Origin of the sequence: Rhodococcus wratislaviensis, assembly GCF_900455735.1 — a bacterium.
In the GTDB taxonomy this organism is placed as follows: domain Bacteria; phylum Actinomycetota; class Actinomycetes; order Mycobacteriales; family Mycobacteriaceae; genus Rhodococcus_F; species Rhodococcus_F wratislaviensis.
This window is the reverse complement of record NZ_UAUI01000011.1, coordinates 941,437-961,375: the sequence shown is the minus strand read 5'-3', so window position 1 is coordinate 961,375 and position 19,939 is coordinate 941,437. Positions and strand designations below refer to the sequence as shown.

At 67.6% G+C, this 19,939-nt stretch carries 19 protein-coding genes and 1 tRNA gene; 7 read left to right on the top strand and 13 right to left on the bottom strand.

The features are described from left to right. Nucleotides 1-91: 91 nt before the first annotated feature. Nucleotides 92-931 (bottom strand): SDR family oxidoreductase, encoded by an 840-nt coding sequence (locus DTA22_RS18180; protein ID WP_112300332.1) that lies wholly within the window; start codon nt 929-931, stop codon nt 92-94. Nucleotide 932: 1 nt separating this feature from the next. Next, nucleotides 933-1,376 (bottom strand): SRPBCC family protein, encoded by a 444-nt coding sequence (locus DTA22_RS18175; RefSeq protein ID WP_112300330.1) that lies wholly within the window; start codon nt 1,374-1,376, stop codon nt 933-935. Between the two features lie 116 nt (nt 1,377-1,492). Here DTA22_RS18175 and DTA22_RS18170 point away from each other — a divergent pair, with 116 nt between their 5' ends. Then, nucleotides 1,493-2,158 (top strand): TetR/AcrR family transcriptional regulator, encoded by a 666-nt coding sequence (locus tag DTA22_RS18170; protein WP_112300328.1) that lies wholly within the window; start codon nt 1,493-1,495, stop codon nt 2,156-2,158. 32 nt (nt 2,159-2,190) lie between these two features. On the opposite strand, the gene DTA22_RS18165 is transcribed toward DTA22_RS18170, so the two are convergent. From DTA22_RS18165 to DTA22_RS18140, 5 genes are all read right to left on the bottom strand, one after another. Further along, nucleotides 2,191-2,640 (bottom strand): acyl-CoA thioesterase, encoded by a 450-nt coding sequence (locus DTA22_RS18165; protein WP_112300326.1) that lies wholly within the window; start codon nt 2,638-2,640, stop codon nt 2,191-2,193. A gap of 22 nt (nt 2,641-2,662) precedes the next feature. Continuing rightward, nucleotides 2,663-3,577, bottom strand: coding sequence for a cutinase family protein (locus DTA22_RS18160; RefSeq protein ID WP_037206801.1), 915 nt, complete (start codon nt 3,575-3,577; stop codon nt 2,663-2,665). Between the two features lie 181 nt (nt 3,578-3,758). Further along, a complete protein-coding gene (locus DTA22_RS18155; protein WP_037240390.1) occupies nt 3,759-5,210 on the bottom strand; it encodes a glutamate synthase subunit beta in 1,452 nt (483 codons plus the stop codon). After that, on the bottom strand, nt 5,203-9,801 hold the full coding sequence (gene gltB / locus DTA22_RS18150; protein ID WP_037240391.1) for a glutamate synthase large subunit: 4,599 nt from the start codon (nt 9,799-9,801) through the stop codon (nt 5,203-5,205). The genes DTA22_RS18155 and gltB overlap by 8 nt, the downstream gene beginning before the upstream one ends. Before the next feature lie 306 nt (nt 9,802-10,107). Further along, entirely contained in the window at nt 10,108-10,656 is a 549-nt protein-coding gene (locus DTA22_RS18140) for a TetR/AcrR family transcriptional regulator (RefSeq protein WP_037240392.1), read from the bottom strand. 54 nt (nt 10,657-10,710) lie between these two features. Between DTA22_RS18140 and DTA22_RS18135 the strand changes: the two genes are divergently transcribed. From DTA22_RS18135 to DTA22_RS18120, 4 genes are all read left to right on the top strand, one after another. Beyond that, on the top strand, nt 10,711-11,733 hold the full coding sequence (locus tag DTA22_RS18135; RefSeq protein ID WP_112300325.1) for an FAD-dependent oxidoreductase: 1,023 nt from the start codon (nt 10,711-10,713) through the stop codon (nt 11,731-11,733). 300 nt (nt 11,734-12,033) lie between these two features. Then, a complete protein-coding gene (locus DTA22_RS18130) occupies nt 12,034-12,876 on the top strand; it encodes a glycoprotein (RefSeq protein ID WP_112300323.1) in 843 nt (280 codons plus the stop codon). 71 nt (nt 12,877-12,947) lie between these two features. After that, nucleotides 12,948-13,616: a hypothetical protein gene (locus tag DTA22_RS18125; protein WP_245973406.1), complete on the top strand. Its 669-nt coding sequence runs from the start codon at nt 12,948-12,950 to the stop codon at nt 13,614-13,616. Continuing rightward, nucleotides 13,613-14,389, top strand: a complete 777-nt coding sequence (locus tag DTA22_RS18120; RefSeq protein WP_112300319.1) for a hypothetical protein — start codon at nt 13,613-13,615, stop codon at nt 14,387-14,389. The genes DTA22_RS18125 and DTA22_RS18120 overlap by 4 nt, the downstream gene beginning before the upstream one ends. A 452-nt stretch (nt 14,390-14,841) precedes the next feature. Here the strand turns inward: DTA22_RS18120 and DTA22_RS18115 are convergent, their stop codons facing one another. Further along, a complete protein-coding gene (locus DTA22_RS18115) occupies nt 14,842-15,237 on the bottom strand; it encodes an SRPBCC family protein (RefSeq protein ID WP_037235046.1) in 396 nt (131 codons plus the stop codon). A 111-nt stretch (nt 15,238-15,348) separates the two neighbouring features. Between DTA22_RS18115 and DTA22_RS18110 the strand changes: the two genes are divergently transcribed. Continuing rightward, nucleotides 15,349-15,744, top strand: a complete 396-nt coding sequence (locus DTA22_RS18110) for a VOC family protein (RefSeq protein ID WP_037235018.1) — start codon at nt 15,349-15,351, stop codon at nt 15,742-15,744. Here the strand turns inward: DTA22_RS18110 and DTA22_RS18105 are convergent. The 5 genes from DTA22_RS18105 to DTA22_RS18085 form a co-directional block, all read right to left on the bottom strand. Continuing rightward, nucleotides 15,734-16,417 (bottom strand): helix-turn-helix domain-containing protein, encoded by a 684-nt coding sequence (locus DTA22_RS18105; protein ID WP_112300316.1) that lies wholly within the window; start codon nt 16,415-16,417, stop codon nt 15,734-15,736. The two genes, DTA22_RS18110 and DTA22_RS18105, sit on opposite strands and share 11 nt — an antisense overlap. Nucleotides 16,418-16,455: 38 nt before the next feature. After that, complete coding sequence (locus DTA22_RS18100) at nt 16,456-16,917, bottom strand: RDD family protein (RefSeq protein WP_037235014.1); 462 nt, start codon at nt 16,915-16,917, stop codon at nt 16,456-16,458. Next, the gene (locus DTA22_RS18095; RefSeq protein WP_037235012.1) at nt 16,914-17,567 is read right to left on the bottom strand and encodes a hypothetical protein; all 654 of its coding nucleotides are present in this window, start codon (nt 17,565-17,567) and stop codon (nt 16,914-16,916) included. The genes DTA22_RS18100 and DTA22_RS18095 overlap by 4 nt, the downstream gene beginning before the upstream one ends. A 54-nt stretch (nt 17,568-17,621) precedes the next feature. Further along, nucleotides 17,622-18,017: a DUF6292 family protein gene (locus tag DTA22_RS18090; RefSeq protein ID WP_037235010.1), complete on the bottom strand. Its 396-nt coding sequence runs from the start codon at nt 18,015-18,017 to the stop codon at nt 17,622-17,624. A 278-nt stretch (nt 18,018-18,295) separates the two neighbouring features. Continuing rightward, a tRNA-Leu gene (locus tag DTA22_RS18085) sits at nt 18,296-18,381 on the bottom strand. Between the two features lie 255 nt (nt 18,382-18,636). Between DTA22_RS18085 and DTA22_RS18080 the strand changes: the two genes are divergently transcribed. Then, nucleotides 18,637-19,938, top strand: coding sequence for a DUF3662 and FHA domain-containing protein (locus DTA22_RS18080; RefSeq protein WP_037235008.1), 1,302 nt, complete (start codon nt 18,637-18,639; stop codon nt 19,936-19,938). Nucleotide 19,939 lies beyond the last annotated feature (1 nt).

The window sequence follows — 19,939 nt, the reverse complement described above, 5'->3', positions numbered from 1 at the left end:
GCCCGAAGCCAAGTTCGGGCGGGCGCTGAGTCGCCTGGCCCCCGGCAGCATGCGGCTCGGCGCCCGCTTCGACCTCGGCTGATCCGAAGCATCAGGGGGTCGGGGCCTGCACCCGGCCGGTGTAGGCGTCCATGCTGTGGTACACACCGAGCCGGTCGGCCAGACGGTCCCAGGCACGCACGGGCAGGACGGCTTTCGCCACCCGCGACAAATACAGCGACCGCGGCAGCATCAGCAGCGGCCTCCCCTGCTTCATCGCCCGCCAGGACCGGGCCGTGACGTCCTCCGGGCTGAGGATCGGGGCGAACATGGGGTTCTTCACACCGTCGAACATGCCGGTGGAGATGTAGCTCGGGCACACGGTGGTGACCTTGACGTGCCCGTGGCCGGCCTGGACCAGTTCGAGTCGCAGCGAATCGCTCCACCCCAGGGCAGCCCACTTCGACGCGGCGTACACGGCCATCCTCGGCGTCGCCACGGTCCCGGCGGCGGACGCGATGTTCACGATGCGGCACTCCCGGCCCCGGTCCTCGATCATGGCGGGCAGGAACTCGTTGGTGACGTACATCGGGGCGAGTGTGTTGACGTCCATCACGAATTTCGTGTCCGACTCGTGGTCGTGGTCCCAGAAGTACTTGCCGCGCACCACACCGGCGTTGTTGACGAGCACGTCGGGGCGGCCGAACGCACCCCGCACCTCGGCGGCCGCCGTGCGGACGGATTCGAGGTCGGCGACGTCGACGACCTGTGCGCTGACGATGCACCCCGATTCGCGCAGTTCCTGCGCCGTGCGTTCGAGCGCGTCGGCGTCGATGTCCCACAACACCACCGCGCCCGCGTGCTCGGCGGCGGCGAGCCGGGCGAACAGACGTCCCATCCCCATTGCCGCCCCGGTGATCAGGACCGTCTTGCCCGCTGCCGAGAATCCCACGTCATGCTCTCCTTCGGTCGAGACCGGCCGGGTCGGCGGGCTCGTGGTAGAGGGTTTCGATCCGGTCCTTCAACGTCACCTGTGCGCGTCGCAGCGCCTGCCACACCATCGGTGCGGCCACACCGCCGAGCAGTTGTCCTGCCGGTCTGCCGGGAGAGTGGTAGCGGAAGTCGACGGTGAGCTCCGTTTCGTCCGGGCTGAGCGCGTCGAACGTCCAGACCGATCCGTGCACGCCGTGATCGGCCTCGACGACGAGCCGGCGACCCGGGTCCGATGCGACGACCCGGGCACGGGACGGCAGCGCGATCGCATCGAGCACGGTCTCCGGATCACCGAGGTACTCGAGGGCCATCGCGGGCGGAACGACGATCACCGTGGTGCTGCGTAAGCCGATCATCGAACGCCCGGAACTGCGGGGGTCGGACAGGCAGAGCTGAATGGACAAGACGGATATCCCAACGTGTCGACGTCCGAGGCGGAGAGTGTGTGGTACATCGATGTACCGCATACTGCCGACGGTATACGGAAACCCACCGACAGGGAAGACTACGATTCGATCCGATGACGAAACCCCAGCAAGACGCCGGTGACGGGCGTGCTGCCCGGTGGCGCGGCCAACGCGAGAAGCGGCGCTCGGAGTTCGTCGAACGGGCACTCGTCGCCATCGACGCAGAAGGTCCCGACGTGTCGGTCGCGACGATGGCCGTCTACGCCGAGGTCGCGCGAACCCGCATCTACCGGCACTTCGACGACAGCACCGACCTCAGGAACGCCGTCGCCCGGCGGGTCGCGGCGATGATGCTCCTCGAATACGCGCCCGTGATCACCGTCGACGGCGCACCGCACGCGATCCTCACCCGCGCCGCCCGCACCCACCTCGACTGGGTCACCGAACACGCCAACCTGTACCGCTACCTGATGTCGTTCTCCCCCGCGGCCGGAGAGGTGCGGCGGGCCATCAGCACCGCGGTCTCCGACATGCTCCACCCGTACCTGGACGCCCTCGGCGCCCCCGCCACCGCGACACCGCTCGCCAATGCGCTGATCGGGATGGTCGAGTCGGTGTCCGCGGAGTGGATCGAACGTCCGGGCGGCACCGACGTCGGCGCGCTGACCGAACAGCTGGCCGCGTGGGCGTGGGCGCTGGTCGACACCACGATGCGCAGCCGCGGCGCGGTCCTCGACCCCGACAGTCCCCTACCGGCCCCCGACGACCTCCGCACGTGAGTGGGAAAGCGTGCGGGAACACACTTTCGCACTCACGTGCGGGACCAGCGGCTCAGGTACTCGCGCTCGGTGGCGGTGATGCGGCGTAGTCGCTGGGCATCGACATCCGCGACGGCCATCTGAGTGGTGGCGGTGACGGCGGGCGGATCGGTGATCGGGGTACGCGCACCCCGGACCTCGTAGCCGATCGTGAAGTCGACCGCCCGGTGCTTCGCGATCCACATCGTGATCCGCAGGGGACTGTCGGAGTGGCGCAACTGTCCCCGGTACTTCACGTGGATGTCGGCGATGAATGCGCTCGTGATGAGCGACGAGTTCTCGCTGCCCTCGCTGAGCAGCCAGTCGATCCGGGCCTCCTCGAGTAACGTCACCATCCGCGCATGGTTGATGTGCTGGAAGGCGTCCATGTCGGACCACCGAACGGTCACGAAGGCGTCGTAGCCGACGACAGCGGCAGGGGTGTCAGTCACGTCGGACATCATCCCCTGCCGCCGTCAGCCGAACTCACGCGATGTCGCGCAACCAGTTCCTCAGCCACGTCGTGGCGGGCGTACCCGATCCGTCGACCGCGTAGCTGGTGTAGTCCTGGTGAGCCTGCGACTTGTAGAACTGCTCCAGTTCGTCGATGCGCTTCTCGTTGGACTGCTCGTCCAGCTGAGCCATCAGGGCCGGAACACCGCCGACAGCGAGGATGTCGTTCCAGATCGCGAGCGCTTCCTGCTGGTAGCGGCCGAACAGTGTCGGCGTCGGATCCGACGTCTGCGCGAGGAATCCCGCGAGCCGGGTCACGAAGTCTTCCTTCGGCGTGGAGCAGTACAGGTCACCGTATGCGCAGAACGTGCGGGTGTTCTGGCTGACCCAGCCGAACCCGCCGATGCGGGGACCGCCGGCACCGCTACCGGCGACGGCAGGGCCGACGAGGGCATCGGTCGGCGACCGCCGCGGATCGGAGACGAGTCCGACGGCCGCGATCTTGTCGGCGGGGACGACACCGAGGCCGGTGCCGATCTCCGCAGCGAGATCACCTGCGGCGTCGGCGCCCTGGCTGTACCCGATGATCGACAGCTTCGTGTCGGGGCACTGCTGCGACATCGACGACAGCATGCCCTTGGCATTGCTGACCGCCTGCGCCTTCGAGCGCCCGTACACCTCGGACTCCCACGGGAAGGCCGTGGCGGCGTACGTGACGTAGTCGGTGCGGATCGACGACGGCAGACCGTTCGTCACCGCGGACAGCAGACCCGGCGTGGGCCTGACGTTGTCCTTGGTGGACGTTTCCCACGTCCCCGGAATCGCGACCACGTACAGACTCGGGCAGGGGTCAGCGTTCGCCACTGCGCTCGTGCCCGCTACTCCCGATACCACCGGGATGGCTGCCGCAGCAGCCACTGCGGTCAGAAATGCGACAACCCGTTTCATTGCCATGGCCTCAACCTGTTCTCCCCTTCGCCGTCCTGCAGACGGGATGCTGCCAGGGCGACGTGACCTAAAGATGCACGATCGGTAAATGAACGTTACCGACCGAACGTGACCCCCGCACGATAAACCGACACCCCGGTAGGAAAACCTACCGGGGTGCGGATTGTACGAGCAGTTACAGCTACCGCTGCGGGGCGGTGGTGGTCTCGATCGGAGACGGCAGCGCCGACTCGCCCTCGAGGTACGCATCGACCGCGGCGGCCGCGGAGCGACCCTCGGCGATGGCCCACACGATCAGCGACTGTCCACGTCCCATGTCGCCGGCCACGAAGACGCCGTCGACGTTGGTGGCCCACTTCGCGGAGCGGGCGACGTTGCCGCGCTCGTTGAGGTCGACGCCGAGATCTGTGAGCAGGCCCGGCTTCTCGGGTCCCACGAAGCCCATCGCCAGCAGGACGAGGTCGGCCTCGAGCTCGAAGTCCGAACCCTCCACCTTCTCGAAGCGACCCGACTTCATCTCGACCTCGTGGGCCTTCAGTGCGGTCACCTTGCCGTCGGCACCGACGAACCGTTCCGTGTTCACGGAGAAGAGACGTTCGCCGCCCTCCTCGTGTGCGGACGCGACCCGGTACATCAGCGGGTACGTCGGCCACGGGGTGTGCTCGGCGCGGGTCTCGGGAGGTCTCGGCATGATCTCGAACTGGTGAACGCTCTCGGCACCCTGACGGTGCGAGGTGCCCAGGCAGTCCGCGCCGGTGTCGCCGCCGCCGATGATGACGACCTTCTTGCCCTCCGCGGTGATGGTCGGCTCCTCCAGGTCGCCGAGCTGCACGCGGTTGGCGATCGGCAGGAACTCCATCGCCTGGTGGATGCCGTCCAGCTCGCGGCCGGGGATCGGCAGGTCGCGGGCCTCGGTGGCACCGCCGGCCAGGACCACGGCGTCGAACTGCGCGCGCAGTGCATCCGCGGTGATGTCGACACCCACGTTGACACCCGTCTTGAAGACGGTGCCCTCGGAGTTCATCTGGTCCAGACGGCGGTCGATGTGCCGCTTCTCCATCTTGAACTCGGGGATGCCGTACCGCAGCAGCCCGCCGATGCGGTCGGCCCGCTCGAACACCGTGACCATGTGCCCGGCACGCGTCAGCTGCTGCGCTGCAGCGAGACCCGCGGGACCGGAACCGACGACGGCGACCTTCTTGCCCGTCGAACGGGTCGGGTGGACCGGCTTGACCCAGCCCTCGTCGAAGGCGCGGTCGATGAGCTCGACCTCGACCTGCTTGATGGTGACGGGGTCCTGGTTGATGCCCAGGACGCACGACGCCTCACAGGGTGCGGGGCACAGCCGCCCGGTGAACTCCGGGAAGTTGTTGGTCGCGTGCAGACGCTCGATGCCGTCGTGCCACCGGTCCCGGTACACCAGGTCGTTCCACTCGGGAATCAGGTTCCCCAGCGGACAGCCGTTGTGGCAGAACGGGATACCGCAATCCATGCACCGGCTGGCCTGAGTCTTCAGGGTGTCCGACGAGAACTCCTCGTAGACCTCGTTCCAGTCGAGCAGGCGCAACGGCACCGGCCGGCGAACCGGAAGTTCGCGTGACGTGTGCTTCAGGAAGCCGCTTGGATCACCCACGAGCTGCCTCCATCACTGCCTCGTCCACGTTCTTTCCATCCTTCTTCGCGGCCTCGATGGCCAAGAGCACCTTCTTGTAATCGCGGGGCATCACCTTCGCGAAATGATTGACCTGCTGCGACCAGTCGGACAGGATGCGCGCGGCAACCTCGGAGCCCGTCTCGTCGCGGTGACGCTCGATGGCGGCCTTCAGCCAGGTGAAGTCGTCACCCGTCAGGTCCTCGAGATCCACCAGTTCCGTGTTGAGGTTGTCCTCGAACACCTTGTCCGGGTTGTAGACGTACGCGACGCCACCGGACATGCCGGCACCGAAGTTGCGTCCCGTCGCACCGAGGATGACGACCTTTCCGCCGGTCATGTACTCGCAACCGTGGTCGCCGACTCCCTCGACCACCGCGGTGGCGCCGGAGTTACGGACCGCGAATCGCTCGCCCACGACACCGCGGAGCAAAGCCTCACCGCTCGTGGCACCGAACAGGATCACGTTGCCGCCGATAATGTTGTCCTCGGCGACGAAGCCGGGGGCGGTCTCCAGCGGCGGGCGCACCACGAGGCGTCCACCGGACAGACCCTTGCCGACGAAGTCGTTGGCATCGCCGTGCAGGCGCAGGGTCATGCCCTTGGGGACGAACGCACCGAAGCTGTTACCGGCCGAACCGGTGAACGTGATGTCGATCGTGTTGTCCGGCAGGCCCTCGCCGCCGTACGCCTTCGTCACCTCATGGCCGAGCATGGTGCCGACCGTGCGGTTGACGTTGGTGATCGGCGACTCGAACGTGACCTTCTGGCCCTTGTCGAGAGCGTTGCGGCTCTGGACGATCAGCTGCTGGTCGAGCGCCTTGTCGAGGCCGTGGTCCTGGGTGCCCGTGCAGTACAGGTCCTGATCCATGAACGCCGACTCGGTCTCGTGCAGGATCGGCGACAGGTCGAGATTGCCGGCCTTGCTGCCCTTCCAGTGCTCGAGCGCCTTCGTGGTGTCGAGGACGTCGACCTGTCCGACGGCCTCGTCGAGGGTGCGGAAGCCGAGCTCGGCGAGGAGTTCGCGCACCTCTTCGGCGATGAAGAGGAAGAAGTTCTCCACGAACTCCGGCTTACCGTTGAATCGCTTGCGCAGAACAGGGTTCTGCGTGGCGACACCCACGGGGCAGGTGTCGAGGTGGCAGACCCGCATCATGATGCAGCCCGACACCACCAGCGGAGCGGTCGCGAAACCGAACTCCTCGCCACCGAGCAGCGCGGCGACCATGACGTCGCGGCCGGTCTTGAGCTGGCCGTCGACCTGCACGACGATGCGGTCGCGCAGACCGTTGAGCAGCAGCGTCTGCTGGGTCTCGGCGAGGCCGAGCTCCCACGGGGCGCCCGCGTGCTTCATCGACGTCAGCGGGGTGGCACCGGTGCCACCGTCGTGACCGGAGATCAGCACGACGTCCGCGTGTGCCTTGGACACACCTGCGGCGACGGTGCCGACACCGACCTCGGACACCAGCTTCACGTGGATCCGGGCCTGCGGGTTGGCGTTCTTCAGGTCGTGGATCAGCTGCGCGAGATCCTCGATCGAGTAGATGTCGTGATGCGGCGGCGGCGAGATCAGCCCGACGCCGGGCGTGGAGTGCCGGACCTCGGCCACCCACGGGTACACCTTGTGCGCCGGCAGCTGGCCGCCCTCACCGGGCTTCGCTCCCTGCGCCATCTTGATCTGGATGTCGGTGCAGTTGGTCAGGTAGTGCGACGTGACACCGAAGCGTCCCGACGCGACCTGCTTGATCGCGGACCGCCGCCAGTCGCCGTTCTCGTCCGGGGTGAAGCGGGCCGGGCTCTCGCCGCCCTCACCGGAGTTGGACCGACCGCCGAGGCGGTTCATGGCGATGGCGAGGGTCTCGTGCGCCTCGGCGGAGATGGAGCCGTAGCTCATCGCACCCGTCGAGAAGCGCTTGACGATCTCGGTGGCGGGCTCGACCTCGTCCAGCGGGACGGGCTCGCGGACGCCCTTCTTGAACTCGAAGAGGCCGCGCAACGCTGCGAGGCGCTCGGACTGGTCGTCGACCAGCTTCGTGTACTCCTTGAACACCTCGTACTGCCCGGTGCGCGTGGAGTGCTGCAGCTTGAACACGGTGTCCGGGTTGAACAGGTGGTACTCGCCCTCACGACGCCACTGGTACTCGCCGCCCACCTCGAGCTCGCGGTGCGCGCGCTCCTCGGGACGGTCCAGGTACGCGTTGGAGTGGCGGACCGCGACGTCGGCGGCGATCTCGTCGAGACCGATGCCGCCGAGGCTCGACTGCAAGCCGGTGAAGTACTCGTCGACCAGTTCCTGCGACAGGCCGATGACCTGGAACAGCTGGGCGCCGGTGTAGGACGCGAGGGTGGAGATGCCCATCTTGGACATCACCTTGAGCACACCCTTGCCCGCGGCCTTGATGTAGTTCTGGATGGCCTTGTCGAGCGTGACACCCTGCAGTTCGTTGTTCTGCACCGCCTCGTCGACGGTCTCGAATGCCATGTACGGGTTGACCGCTGCCGCACCGAAGCCGATGAGGAGCGCCATGTGATGCACCTCGCGGGCGTCGCCGGCCTCGACGATGAGGCCGACCTTGGTGCGGGTCTTCTCACGCACCAGGTGGTGGTGCACGGCCGACGTCAGCAGCAGCGACGGGATGGGCGCGTACGTCTCGTTCGACTCGCGGTCGGACAGGACGACGAGGCGCGCACCGCCGGCGATGGCCTCCGACACCTGGTAGCGGACGTCGTCGAGGGCCTTGCGCAGACCCGCTCCGCCCTCGGCCACCGGGTACAGACCGCGGACGATGACGCTGCGGAAGTTCGGGAATTCACCGTCGTCGTTGACGTGAATGAGCTTCGACAGGTCGTCGTTGTGCAGGATCGGCTGCGGCAGGAAGATCTGCCGGCAGGACTCTGCGGTGGGGTGCAGCAGGTCGTGCTCGGGGCCGATGGTGCCGCCGAGGCTGGTGACGACCTCCTCGCGGATGGCGTCGAGCGGCGGGTTCGTGACCTGCGCGAACAGCTGCGAGAAGTAGTCGAACAGCATCCGCGACCGGGAGGACAGCACGGCGATCGGGGTGTCGGTGCCCATGGAGCCGAGGGCCTCGGCGCCAGAGAGCGCCATCGGCTTGACGAGGAGGTTGACCTCTTCGTTGGTGTACCCGAACATCTGCTGACGCAGAACGACACGCTCGTGCGACATGTAGGTGTACGGGCGGTCCGGCAGGTCGTCCATGTGGGTCAGACCCTGGTCGAGCCACTCCTGGTAGGGGTGCTCCGCGGCCAGTTCCGACTTGATCTCGTCGTCGCTGATGATGCGACCCTCGGCGGTGTCGACGAGGAACATGCGGCCGGGCTGCAGCCGGATCTTCTTCACGACGGTGGCGGGGTCGATCGGCAGGACGCCGACCTCGGAGGCCATGACGACGAGGCCGTCGTCGGTCACCCAGAGACGCGAGGGACGCAGCCCGTTGCGGTCCAGGACGGCGCCGATGACGGTGCCATCGGTGAAGCACACCGACGCCGGTCCGTCCCACGGCTCCATGAGCGACGAGTGGTACTGGTAGAACGCCCGGCGTGCGGGGTCCATGCTCTCGTGACGCTCCCAGGCTTCCGGGATCATCATCAGCACGGCGTGCGGCAGGCTGCGGCCACCGAGGTGCAGCATCTCGAGCACCTCGTCGAACCGCGCGGTGTCGCTGGCGCCGTTCGTACAGACCGGGAAGATCTTCTCGAGCTGCTCGCGGCCGCCGAAGATGTCGCTGTCGATGAGCGCCTCACGGGCACGCATCCAGTTCTCGTTGCCGGTGACGGTGTTGATCTCACCGTTGTGGGCAACCCGCCGGAACGGGTGGGCCAGCGGCCACGACGGGAACGTGTTGGTGGAGAAGCGCGAGTGCACCAGGCCGAGGGCCGACTCGACGCGCTCGTCCTGCAGGTCCAGGTAGAAACCCTTGAGCTGCGGGGTGGTCAGCATGCCCTTGTAGACGAACGTCTGGCTCGACAGGCTCGGGAAGTACACGGTCTCGCGGCCGGGGCCGTCCTTGCCGGCGCCTTCGCTGCCCAGCTCGTGCTCGGTGCGCTTACGGACCACGTAGGCGCGACGCTCGAGGTCGAGTCCGGTGAGGGCGTCGTTCTCGCTGCCGATGAAGATCTGCCGGAACGTCGGCATGGCGTCGCGGGCCAGGGCGCCGAGCGACGAGTCGTCGGTCGCGACCTCACGCCAGCCGAGGACCTTCAGGCCCTCGCTCTCGACGATCTTCTCGACGGCGTCGGCTGCGCGCTGCGCGTCGGCCTTGCTCTGCGGCAGGAACGCGATGCCGGTGGCGTACGTGCCTTCCGCGGGCAGCGGGAAGTCGACCACGGCGCGGAAGAACTTGTCCGGGACCTGGAGGAGGATGCCGGCGCCGTCACCCGTGTTGGGTTCGGAGCCTGCGGCACCACGGTGCTCGAGGTTCACCAGCGCGGTGATCGCCTTCTCGACGATGTCCCTGCTGCGGCGGCCCTTCATGTCCACGACGAACGCGACACCACAGGAATCGTGCTCGTTCGACGGGTGATACAGCCCCTGGGGGCCTGGAAGTTGCTTCATACCTAGCCTTCGTATGCCAAAAGATGCACCGACGACCAGCAGCGCTGATGGCCATCAACTTGCAAAGCAGGTGCCGTCACGACGTGATCGGCACCACCGATCGGCTATCGCCCTTTTGCAGCACGCTGGGTGTGGTCCTCGCACCGGGCGACGTGGCTTTTCGGTCGGGTCGGACTTTCGTGGGTCCAACGTGTAACGAAAACGATAATTCAGAACCCCCGACGAAACACAACTTAGGTTGGCCTATTTACCCTCTGAACTGGGCATTGTCGAGGGCGGACCTCGTCCGACTGCACTGAGTACATGTTAAGTGAGAGCGCCGAGCACCGCTGTAATTCCCGCAGTCGGATCGAAATCGGGATCCGGGACGGTGAGTTGATGAAGGATTACACCGTCCAGGTAGTCGGTGATCACCACTGCGTCGGACGCCGGATTCCTCGAACCCACGAGGGCCAGCATGTCCGCGCCCCATTCTACGAGCGCTCGGCGCGCCGACCCGATCTTCGCGTCCAAGCCCGGTGTCACGGACGCCTCGACGAAGAGCGCGTAGCGGGCACTCGTGCGCACGCGGTCCGGACCAGTGGAGAAAGTCACGAAGGCCACCAGCGCCTCGACCAGCGCATCCGTGCCGGCGGGCCGGAGGTGCGCGAACTTCTGCCAGTCCTCCCGGTCACGTTCGACGAGCCGTGTGACGATCCCCTCGAGCAGCGCGCCCCGGCTGCGGAAGTAGTTGGATGTGGACCCCTGCGGCATTCCGACCAGTTCGTCGACGCCGCGATGCGTGAGAGCCCGGACCCCTCTCGTGCCGAGCAGGGCGATGGCCGCGTCGAGCACCTGCTCCCGTTTGTCTGCCATGCCCCGACACTACAACGGTAGTAAATTCACTACACCCGTAGTAGGGTGGCGAGCATGACGCACTCCGCAGCAGTCCTCGGCGGCGGCATCGGTGGACTTGCCGTCGCCCGCTACCTGTCCCGCGCCGGCTGGCACGTCGAGGTCTTCGAGCGTGCCGAGACCCTGCCCACGTCGGGCACCGCGCTCGGCATGTGGCCGCAGGCCCTCGACGCGCTGGACGCGATCGGCGCAGGTGATCGGGTGCGCGCACTGGGATCGCCCCAGCACCGCGGTTCGCTCCTGCGGCCCGACGGATCCGTGATCGGCACCATCGACAACCGCAACCGAACCGCCTTCCTGCTGTCGCGGCCCGCCCTGCTGGCCACACTGGCCGAGGCCCTGCCCGACGGAATGATCTCGTTCGGCACACCGGCACCCGCCCTCGACGCGCTGACGGACCACGACGTCGTGATCGGCGCGGACGGCCTGCGCAGCCCGACCCGCCGTCAACTGTTCGGCGAGAAGTTCGAGCCGCGGTACGTAGGCGCGACCGCCTGGCGCGGGTGGGTGCCCGGACATCGGGACACCGTCAGCGAAACCTGGGACACGGACGCACTTTTCGGCATCACCCCGCGCGATGGCGATCTCGTCAACTGGTTCGCGTGCGTCCGCACCGACGCCGGACACCCCGGCGGCCTCGACTACCTCCGCTCACGGTTCGGGAACTGGCACGCCGACGTCCGGGCAGTACTGGATGCCGCCACCCCCGACGCGATGCTCCACCACGACCTGTACGAGTCGCCCGCGCTGCCGTCGTACGTGTCGGGCAACGCGGCCCTGCTCGGTGATGCGGCCCACGCAATGGCGCCGAACCTCGGTCGGGGCGCCTGCGAGGCCCTCGTCGACGCCGTCGCGCTCGGCCGATTCCTCACCGCCGACACCGACATTCACACCGCGCTGCACCGGTACGACCGCGCACGGCGGCCCGCGACGCGGCGACTGGTGCGTGGATCCCGAGCCATGTCCTCCGTCGCGATGACCGGCCGTCTCCATCCGCTGCGCGATCTGTCGGTGAAGCTGGCCGCGAGCCTGGCCTGACCGGACTGCGGGGGCGCGGGAACGCTTGCCCGTCTGGTACTTTGCCGCGGTAGGGGGACGAGAAAGAACCGGGGGCGGTCATGGGGGCGGTGGACGACGGCTGCGGCAGTGCGCCGGCAGCACGGACGTATCTCATCGGGGAAACAACACATCCACCTGGTCGGTGGACGCATTCTGCTGTGCTCGCTTCCCTCTTCCGGTGCCTCTGATCTGCACCACTCTTGCGTTTGCTTCGTCAGCACCAGTCCGTTCGATCACCATGCCCGTTCGACTTCAGGAGTCACAGACTTGAGAATCCGCATGCACGCTCTGGCAGCCGCGATTTCGGTATCCGCCGCCGCACTGCTCGGCGCCGCGACGGCACACGCCGCTCCGACCGCCCCGCCGTCCACGTCGCAGCCGGGCGTCACCGACCCCTCGGCTGCGCCCACCACGTCGCAGCCCGGCGTGACGGTCCCGACGACGCCGCCCACCACGTCCCAGCCGGGCGTCACCGACCCGGCCGTTCCGGCCGCGACGACGCCCGCTCCCCCGCAGGCTCCGCTGGCGGTGCCGGGTGCCGAGACGGTCGTGCCTGCTGCTCCCGACCTGGCAGCGCCCGCCGCCGAGGGAGTCGTCGAGGCACCGGCGGCCCAGCCGGCGACCGTGTGGATCGACCCCGACGACATGCCGAAGGCACATCAGGCACCCGTCGCCCCCGTACTTCCGGTGCCGAAGCCGGTCGTCGAGGTCAATGCGGCCGTCGACACGCTGGTCGGTGCGGTGCCGGTGGCCGTCAACGGACGCCAGTACGGCAACCCCGAGGGCTACGTCGGCACCATCGGCTGGCGCGTCGGTGACGCCACCGGAACCGCGGGCATCGCCGTGGACCCGTCCTCGCCGACGGCGGCCACCGTCTCCGCGTTCTCGGCCGACTCCAACGCCGAGCACCCGACCAATTGGTCTGCGCCCGTCGACGTCACACCCGTCGCCGCCGCGATCACGGATGCGGCCGACCGGTACCCGGCCTTCGGGGAACTGGTTCGGACGATCGCGTCTCTGCCCGCACCGCAACTGCCGCAGCTGCAGTCCACCGACAGCGGTCCGGCGGCCACCACGATCGGCGGCGTGAACGTGCGCAGCCAGGCGACGCTGCACGTGTGATCCGATTTCCTCGCGCGGAGCCCGCCAGGGGTCGGCTCCGCGCGAGGGAATGAGGTGTGGAGGATTCAACTGTGACAGAACCGCCGAACAGGGCACCCCTCGACCGCTTCTCGCACTGGTTCCCGCCCTTCGCATCGGCCGCGGTACCGGGGTCGACGGTTCCCGCCGCGGAACCCGAACAGCAACCCCCGGCTCCGACGTGGCTGACCGCGGACGATGAGCCCGATCCTGCACCACCTGTTCGCGGTAGTCAGAGGCTCGTCGTCGCCGGCGCCGCCGCTGCGGTGACCGCCGTCATCGCCGGTGTGGTCGCCGTGTTCGCCTCGACGTCCGGCGATGCGAGCGGAACCCCCGTCGCCGCTGCCGATTCGGGCTGGTGCGTCGAATCCCGCGACGGCTCGACGGTTGTCGGCAACGGTCCCGGCGGTACCTCCGACGGCGTCGCCGCGATCCTGGCATTCGACCACGCCTATTACGTCGCACGGAGCGGCGCGAAGGCCCGCGAGGTGGTCGCCCCCGATGCGCCGCTGGGGTCCGCCGAGACGATCCAGGGCGGCATCGACTCCGTGCCCGAGGGCACCGAGCACTGCCTCGCCATCACCGAAACCGAACCCGGCCGCTACGCGGTGACGCTGTCGGAACTGCGACCGGACCGGTCTACGAAGAAGTACGAGCAGGTCGTAACCACCGCGGACCGCGACGGCCGCACGTACATCACATCCATTGGAGACGCCAAGTGACCGACCCACTACTGCAAGCACTTCCGGTGTCGACCCTCGTCCTGGGGGCATGCGGAGGAGCAGGCGCCACCACGACGGCGCTCGGGCTCGCCAACACCGCGGCGGCTCGCGGCGGCGCGGTCGTGGCCGTCGACGCGACACCCGCCGGCGGCGACGTCGCCGAGCGCGGCGCCGACGCCGTGCTCTCCGTGAGCGGCCTCGAGCAACTGGTGGCATCCGCGGCCGCCGGCCCCGTCGCGGACGACGTATTCGACGGGTACTGCTCCCGCACGAGCGCCGGGACCCGCATCCTGAACCGCATCGGGAATCAGACCGCATCGGAACGTGAATTCCACACTGTCACAGGGTCACTCCGCGCCCGGGGGGTGAGTGCCGTTCACGATCTCGGTCACCGGTTGCGTGCCGCATACCTCGCGCCGCTGCTGGCCACTCCGTCGCCCATCGTCCTCGTCGTGCCGTGCCGGGCGGACGCGTTCAACCGCCTCCGCTCCGCGTTGCAGTCGATCGGTGACACGCTCGGCGCACCCGGGCTCGCCCGCACCGTCGTCACCGTGTCGAATCAGGACGCCACCGGCTGGCAGGTGGACGTCGACCTCCTCCGCGAGTACCTGGGCGGACAGGTGTGGGGCATCGAGACCATCCCCTACGACGAACATCTGGGCATGGGGATCGTCATCGATCACAGCCGGCTGGCACCGGACACCCGGGCGGCGTACGAGCGGGTGTCCGCGGCGGCGTCAGCCGTGGCCGAAGGTCGTCCGGAACTGGTCTGAGCGGGGCACGTCCAGTATCCTTCCGGTTTTATCGCGACTATTCTCACTGCCGCACTTCGGTACGAATAGCGGAATACCGTTCCAACCGGAGGGGCACATCAAGGCCACTCACATTCGCGCAAGTTTTAGTTGCTTGCGTCCGCCGGGAGATATGCCAGGACCTTGAACATCAACGTCGGCAGCATGATTAACATCAAGGATTCGCTCCTGCTCCGCTAGAGACACCGTATGCCGCTCGAGACATCCGCCCACGGTTTTGCTGTTTGCACCCGCAATTGCGTGTGCATTTGGCTAATCGGTGTGCAGATGTGCGGCAGGAGGCCGTCCCTGACGTCGAGCGGCAGTAGCTGAGCGCAGTCACCACATCCGCACACATTTTGGCCAGCTTCACACGCAATTGCATGCGCGTTTGACCAATCGGTGTGCAAACGCGACGGACACGCGGACAACCCTCACCCCTCCAGCAACCCCTTCAACCGCTGCAGGTCGGCGTTGACGGCTGCCGCGTCCTGCGCGAATTCTTCGGCGGTGACGCCGTCGCGTCGCCGGATGGTGAAGATGACTTCGCTGTGGTCGCCGTCGGGGATGACGCGGACGGGGTTGTAGACGGTGTCGCCGCTGGGGAGGGTGACGTCGTGGTCGAGGACGCCGTAGTCGTTGGCGGGTGCGAAGGCCACGGCGACCTGCCCCATCGGGGAGTCTGCGAGCCAGCGGTCGCCGTCCCGGGTGATGTTGGTGCTCAGGCCCGCCGCCCAGGCGGGGAGGTTGGCGGGGTCGCTCGCGTAGGAGTAGACGTCGGCGGCGGTCCGAGCGATGAACACACTGACATGGGTTGATTCGGTGGTCATGGCTCCCAGCATCCCTGCCGCAGCGCCCGGATGATTGAAGAAATCGGACTCCGGTGCTCGATGTCCGAAACCTTCAATGCGGGTCGGTCTGAGGTCGTTAGCGTTCTCGGTATGACCGCAACATTCAGTGCCATCGAACTGGTCGTCCACGACCTGCCCACCTCGCTCGCGTTCTACCGGCGGCTCGGACTCGACATTCCCGCCGACGCCGATCAGGCGCCGCACGTCGAATTCGAGTTTCCCGGTGGGATCCGCCTGCTGTGGGACACGGTCGAAACCATCCGCTCGTTCACACCCGACTGGGCCGAACCCACCGGCGGGCATCGCACCGCACTCGCCTTCGATTGCGGAACCGCCGCCGACGTCGACACGCTCTTCGACGAGATCACGGGCGACGGCTACAACGGTCGGAAGAAGCCGTGGGACGCACCGTGGGGGCAGCGCTACGCCACCGTCGACGATCCCGACGGCAACCCCGTCGACCTGTTCGCCGCGCTCACGCCGTAACCAGCTGACCGAACGTGCGGCCGGTCAACTCGTGCGCCTCACGGATCAGATGGGCCTGATCCGCGAACCCGGCCATGCCGGCCGCCTGAGCTGCGGGAATGGACGAACCCGCCAGCCCCAGCGCCGACTGCAACCGAAGGATCCGGGCCAGCATCTTCGGCCCGTAACCGAATTGCCGTCGGCACAGGCGGTGCAGTTGCCGTTCGCCGACACCGATCCGGTCCGCGACCTCACGGACGGACGCCTGCTGCTCCAGAAGTCGGACGATCGCGGGGATCCTGCGGTCCGGTGGCGGCCCGAGAAGCCGCCGAGACCGCGCGAACTCCTCGAGTGCCCTGCCGCGGTCGGCCTCGTCGGCGATCCTGCCGAGGAACTCCGTGGTGGCGCGGTCGCTCAGGACCTCGGCGAGTGGCACCCGCAGATTGGTCAGCTCCTCTGCCGGCGTACCCAGGAGATCCGGAAGAGTTCCTGGGGAACAACGCAATCCGACGTAGAGGTCGCCCTCGCGGCTGCGGGTGAGATACGGCCGCGAGTCGGGGCCGGCCACGACGACGTCACCGTTCATCCAGATGAGGTCCATGCAGCCGTCGGGTAGGATGGCGGCCGCACCCCCGGGCGCGGTCTTCTGCCACACCACAGCGCCGGGGAACACCGACCGCCGCTCCGTGTACATGACCCCATGCTAGGCAGGCTACGACACTCGGCGCGGCGTCAGATCTCCGGCTCGCCGGCATGCAGATCCGGCTCCCAGTCGTAGACGACGGCGGTCCGCAGCAGAATGTCCTGCAGGGACCGGCGCCGGCTGTCGACAGCCGCCCAGAGCAGTCCGAACCCGAACATCACGCACAGCACCGCCCGGAGAAGGGCGCGCAGCCAGCCGATCAGTTCACCGTTGCGGCTGACCACCCGCAACCCCATCGTCACGGCGCCGACGGTGCGGCCGCTCACCGCCCAGCACGCCGTCAGGTACAGCACCGACAGGACGATGAACATGGTCACCGACAGCACGGCATTGGCGTCGGGGAACGAGAACTCCTGTGGTGAGAACAGCAACCGCACGAACAGCACGCCCACGTAGATGCCGCCCATCACGGCCAGGACGACCGCCAGGTCGATGCCGGTGGCCAGACCCCGGGTGACGATCCCGGCCGCACGATGCGCCGGCGTGCTCATGCATCGCCCGGTTCGTGCCCGCGCCCGAAAAACTTGCCCACGAAACCGGCGACGGCGTCGTCGGCCTGCATGCCCTGGGTCCGCACCCCGCGGACCGCCTCGTTCGACATCGAGTCGGTCGACTCGCGGATGATGCGCGGCAGGTCGACGCCCTCGATCACGGTGTCGGCGAGCACCACCAGGTCGACACGCCCGATGACGGAATCCACGTCGACACGGTCGACGATCGCATCCACGTCGACCCGGGCGGCGACGGCGTCGATATCCACACGATCGAGAATCAGCGGGATGTTCACCCGGGCGGCGATCGCGTCCACGTCCACCCGGTCGATGATGCGCTGGATGTCGATGCCCTCGGCGACCACGTCCAGGTCGACGTGATCCCGCACGATCGCGGTGAGGTCCACCTCCTGAAGAGCGACCTGCACGACCCTCCGCAGCACCGCGTGCAGCACCCGGTCCGCGAGTTCGTCGGCGCTGCGGAGTGTCTGGGTGCCGCGTTCCTCGAGGGTGACCAGCAGCGGGTCGACTCCGGGGAGGAGTCGCGCCGTGTCGACGCCGAATCCGATCACACGCTGCAATGCACCGCCGGCTGTCGCGGCGACGCCGGCCGCGAGACGCAGCGGATCAGGGGCTCTCCTGCCGTCCATACTCGATATCCAAGCCGGTCGACGGCGGGGACGCAGGGGTTCCCGATATCTGGGTCACCCGCGGGGTGCGCCGGGGCCGTGCACGATTCGTGGGGCGGGCTGTCCGGACGCCGGACGAGGCGCCCAGTCGGCAAGTTCGGTGAGCAACTCGGCGACCCGATCCGAGCAGTGCGCGGGGTCCGGTGCCGGTCCCAATCCGAGTCCCTCGACCACCAGCACATTCCCCTGGGTGAGTCCGTGGACTCCGAGCGACCACCCGAAGTGGCGGTTCCAGGCCAGAACGGCCTTCCGTCCGCGGTAGTAGGGAATCTCGCTGGACAGTGTCACGACCGCGTCGAACGCGGGGGTGCACCACCAGTCGACCGACAGGGCGCCCACCGTCGTCGCGACGGAACCGACATACTCACCGACATTCGCCGAGCTGGTGGCCCGGACCTGGCTGATGCTCATACACAACCCACTCTCGACGTTCGCAGAAACCCAGCGGAAGAAGCCGGACGGCAGGTTCACACTCGAGTCATTCGTCACGGACCGCCGGGAGGACGGGTTCGGGTCCGGAAGGGCTTGAGGTTCGCGACGAGGCTTCTACTCCATCGTCGGCCTGGGGCGGGGCGCCCGATAGCCACCCTGGGGTGGGGATGCATCACCCCGCTCTTTCGGGGGAAACACAAAGGCCACGAACTCGTGGAGTTCGTGGCCTCGATGTCGCGATTCCGGAGAATCGCTGGTGGTGGGCGAAGGGGGACTTGAACCCCCACGTCCCGAAGGACACTGGCACCTGAAGCCAGCGCGTCTGCCATTCCGCCACTCGCCCGAGCGACCCGGAAACATTAACACGAGGTCGCCAGAAATTACGATTCGTACAGGTCAGGACCCGAAAAGGCCACAAAAACACCCGTCCAGGCAAAGACCGATATCATGCAATGGCGTAGACCCGCGTCGTGGCTCGAGGCAATGACAGTACCGTGGGATACACGCACGGCAGTGGCGCGACACGGACATGTCTCGTCACAGCCACCGCGCACCGAGGACAGAAGACCCGACAGCCAGGCACCGTGAGGAGGTTCCGATGGGGATAGTTCAACGTTTCGAGCGGAAGCTCCAGGGAGCCGTGGGTGACGCGTTCGCCCGGGTCTTCGGCGGCGGCGTCGTGCCACAGGAGGTGGAGGCCGCGCTTCAACAGGAAGCCTCCGACCGAATCCAGCAGTTGGACGGTGGGCACGTGCTCGCGCCGAACAGCTATGTCATCGCCATCAACAACTCGGACCACGAAGAACTTGCCGCCGACAGAGACTTGACGGTCAAGGCCTTCGCCCGACACCTCGAAGACTTCATTCGCGACCAGGGCTGGCAGACGTATGGTCCCATTCATGTCGCGTTCGAACCGTCGCCTTCACTGCACACCGGGCAGTTCCGCACCCGGGGTTCGGTGGATCCGGATGCCGGCCGCCCAGGTGCGGCCACGCCGGGGCGACCCGAACCGCCACGCGGTCCCGCACCGCGACCACAGGCACCGTTTGTACCCGTCACGTCGAACCCAGGAGCTGGCCCCATGACGCAGAACTCAGGCTACGACCCCAGCCGCGAACCAGCGGGCAACCGCAATCCCGACCCGCAGTACGCGCGCAACGGTCATGCCCATGCGGGTCAGGACCAGCGGTACCCGCAGGGCTACCAGAACGGTTACGACCGCGGCGGCTACCAGCAGGGCGGCTACGACCAGCAGCAGTACCCCGACGACCAGCGCGGCGGATACCCCCAGGATGCCGCGTACGGCCAGGCGTACGACCAGGGCGCGCAGGCTCCCGGCTACGAGCAGCCCGCGGACGCCGGCTACGACTACCAGCAGGGCGGCTACCAGCAGGACTACCAGGGCGGTTACGACCAGCAGGCGGCTCCCGCGCGCTACCCGGACGGTTCCTACGCCGACGCGGGATACCAGCAGCCGCAGGGCTACGACCAGGGTTACGACCGCGGCGGTTACCAGCAGGGCGGTTACGACCAGCAGGCATACGACCAGCAGGGCTACGCCGACTACGACCAGGGCGGTTACGGGCAGCAGGCCTACGCACCCGACGGTCACACGTTCACGGCGACGCTGCAGCTCGAAGACGGCAGCGGACGCCACTTCCAGTTGCGTGAGGGCAACAACATCATCGGCCGCGGCCAGGAGGCACAGTTCCGCCTGCCCGACACCGGTGTGTCGCGCCGCCACATCGACATTCGCTGGGACGGACAGGTCGCGATGCTGTCCGACCTCGGCTCCACCAACGGAACCACCGTCAACGGTGCCCCCGTGCAGGACTGGCAGCTGGCCGACGGAGACATCATCCGGGCGGGTCATTCGGAGATCCTGGTCCGAATCCTCTGAG

Excerpts from the sequence above, each read along its gene's own strand:
- DTA22_RS18135 (WP_112300325.1), top strand. The coding sequence starts at position 10,711 with ATGACGCACTCCGCAGCAGTCCTCGGCGGCGGCATCGGTGGACTTGCC.
- DTA22_RS18080 (WP_037235008.1), top strand. The coding sequence starts at position 18,637 with ATGGGGATAGTTCAACGTTTCGAGCGGAAGCTCCAGGGAGCCGTGGGT.
- DTA22_RS18170 (WP_112300328.1), top strand. The coding sequence starts at position 1,493 with ATGACGAAACCCCAGCAAGACGCCGGTGACGGGCGTGCTGCCCGGTGG.
- DTA22_RS18110 (WP_037235018.1), top strand. The coding sequence starts at position 15,349 with ATGACCGCAACATTCAGTGCCATCGAACTGGTCGTCCACGACCTGCCC.
- gltB (WP_037240391.1), bottom strand. The coding sequence starts at position 9,801 with ATGAAGCAACTTCCAGGCCCCCAGGGGCTGTATCACCCGTCGAACGAG.
- DTA22_RS18160 (WP_037206801.1), bottom strand. The coding sequence starts at position 3,577 with ATGAAACGGGTTGTCGCATTTCTGACCGCAGTGGCTGCTGCGGCAGCC.
- DTA22_RS18115 (WP_037235046.1), bottom strand. The coding sequence starts at position 15,237 with ATGACCACCGAATCAACCCATGTCAGTGTGTTCATCGCTCGGACCGCC.
- DTA22_RS18130 (WP_112300323.1), top strand. The coding sequence starts at position 12,034 with ATGCACGCTCTGGCAGCCGCGATTTCGGTATCCGCCGCCGCACTGCTC.
- DTA22_RS18140 (WP_037240392.1), bottom strand. The coding sequence starts at position 10,656 with ATGGCAGACAAACGGGAGCAGGTGCTCGACGCGGCCATCGCCCTGCTC.
- DTA22_RS18090 (WP_037235010.1), bottom strand. The coding sequence starts at position 18,017 with ATGAGCATCAGCCAGGTCCGGGCCACCAGCTCGGCGAATGTCGGTGAG.
- DTA22_RS18165 (WP_112300326.1), bottom strand. The coding sequence starts at position 2,640 with ATGATGTCCGACGTGACTGACACCCCTGCCGCTGTCGTCGGCTACGAC.
- DTA22_RS18105 (WP_112300316.1), bottom strand. The coding sequence starts at position 16,417 with ATGTACACGGAGCGGCGGTCGGTGTTCCCCGGCGCTGTGGTGTGGCAG.
- DTA22_RS18100 (WP_037235014.1), bottom strand. The coding sequence starts at position 16,917 with ATGAGCACGCCGGCGCATCGTGCGGCCGGGATCGTCACCCGGGGTCTG.
- DTA22_RS18095 (WP_037235012.1), bottom strand. The coding sequence starts at position 17,567 with ATGGACGGCAGGAGAGCCCCTGATCCGCTGCGTCTCGCGGCCGGCGTC.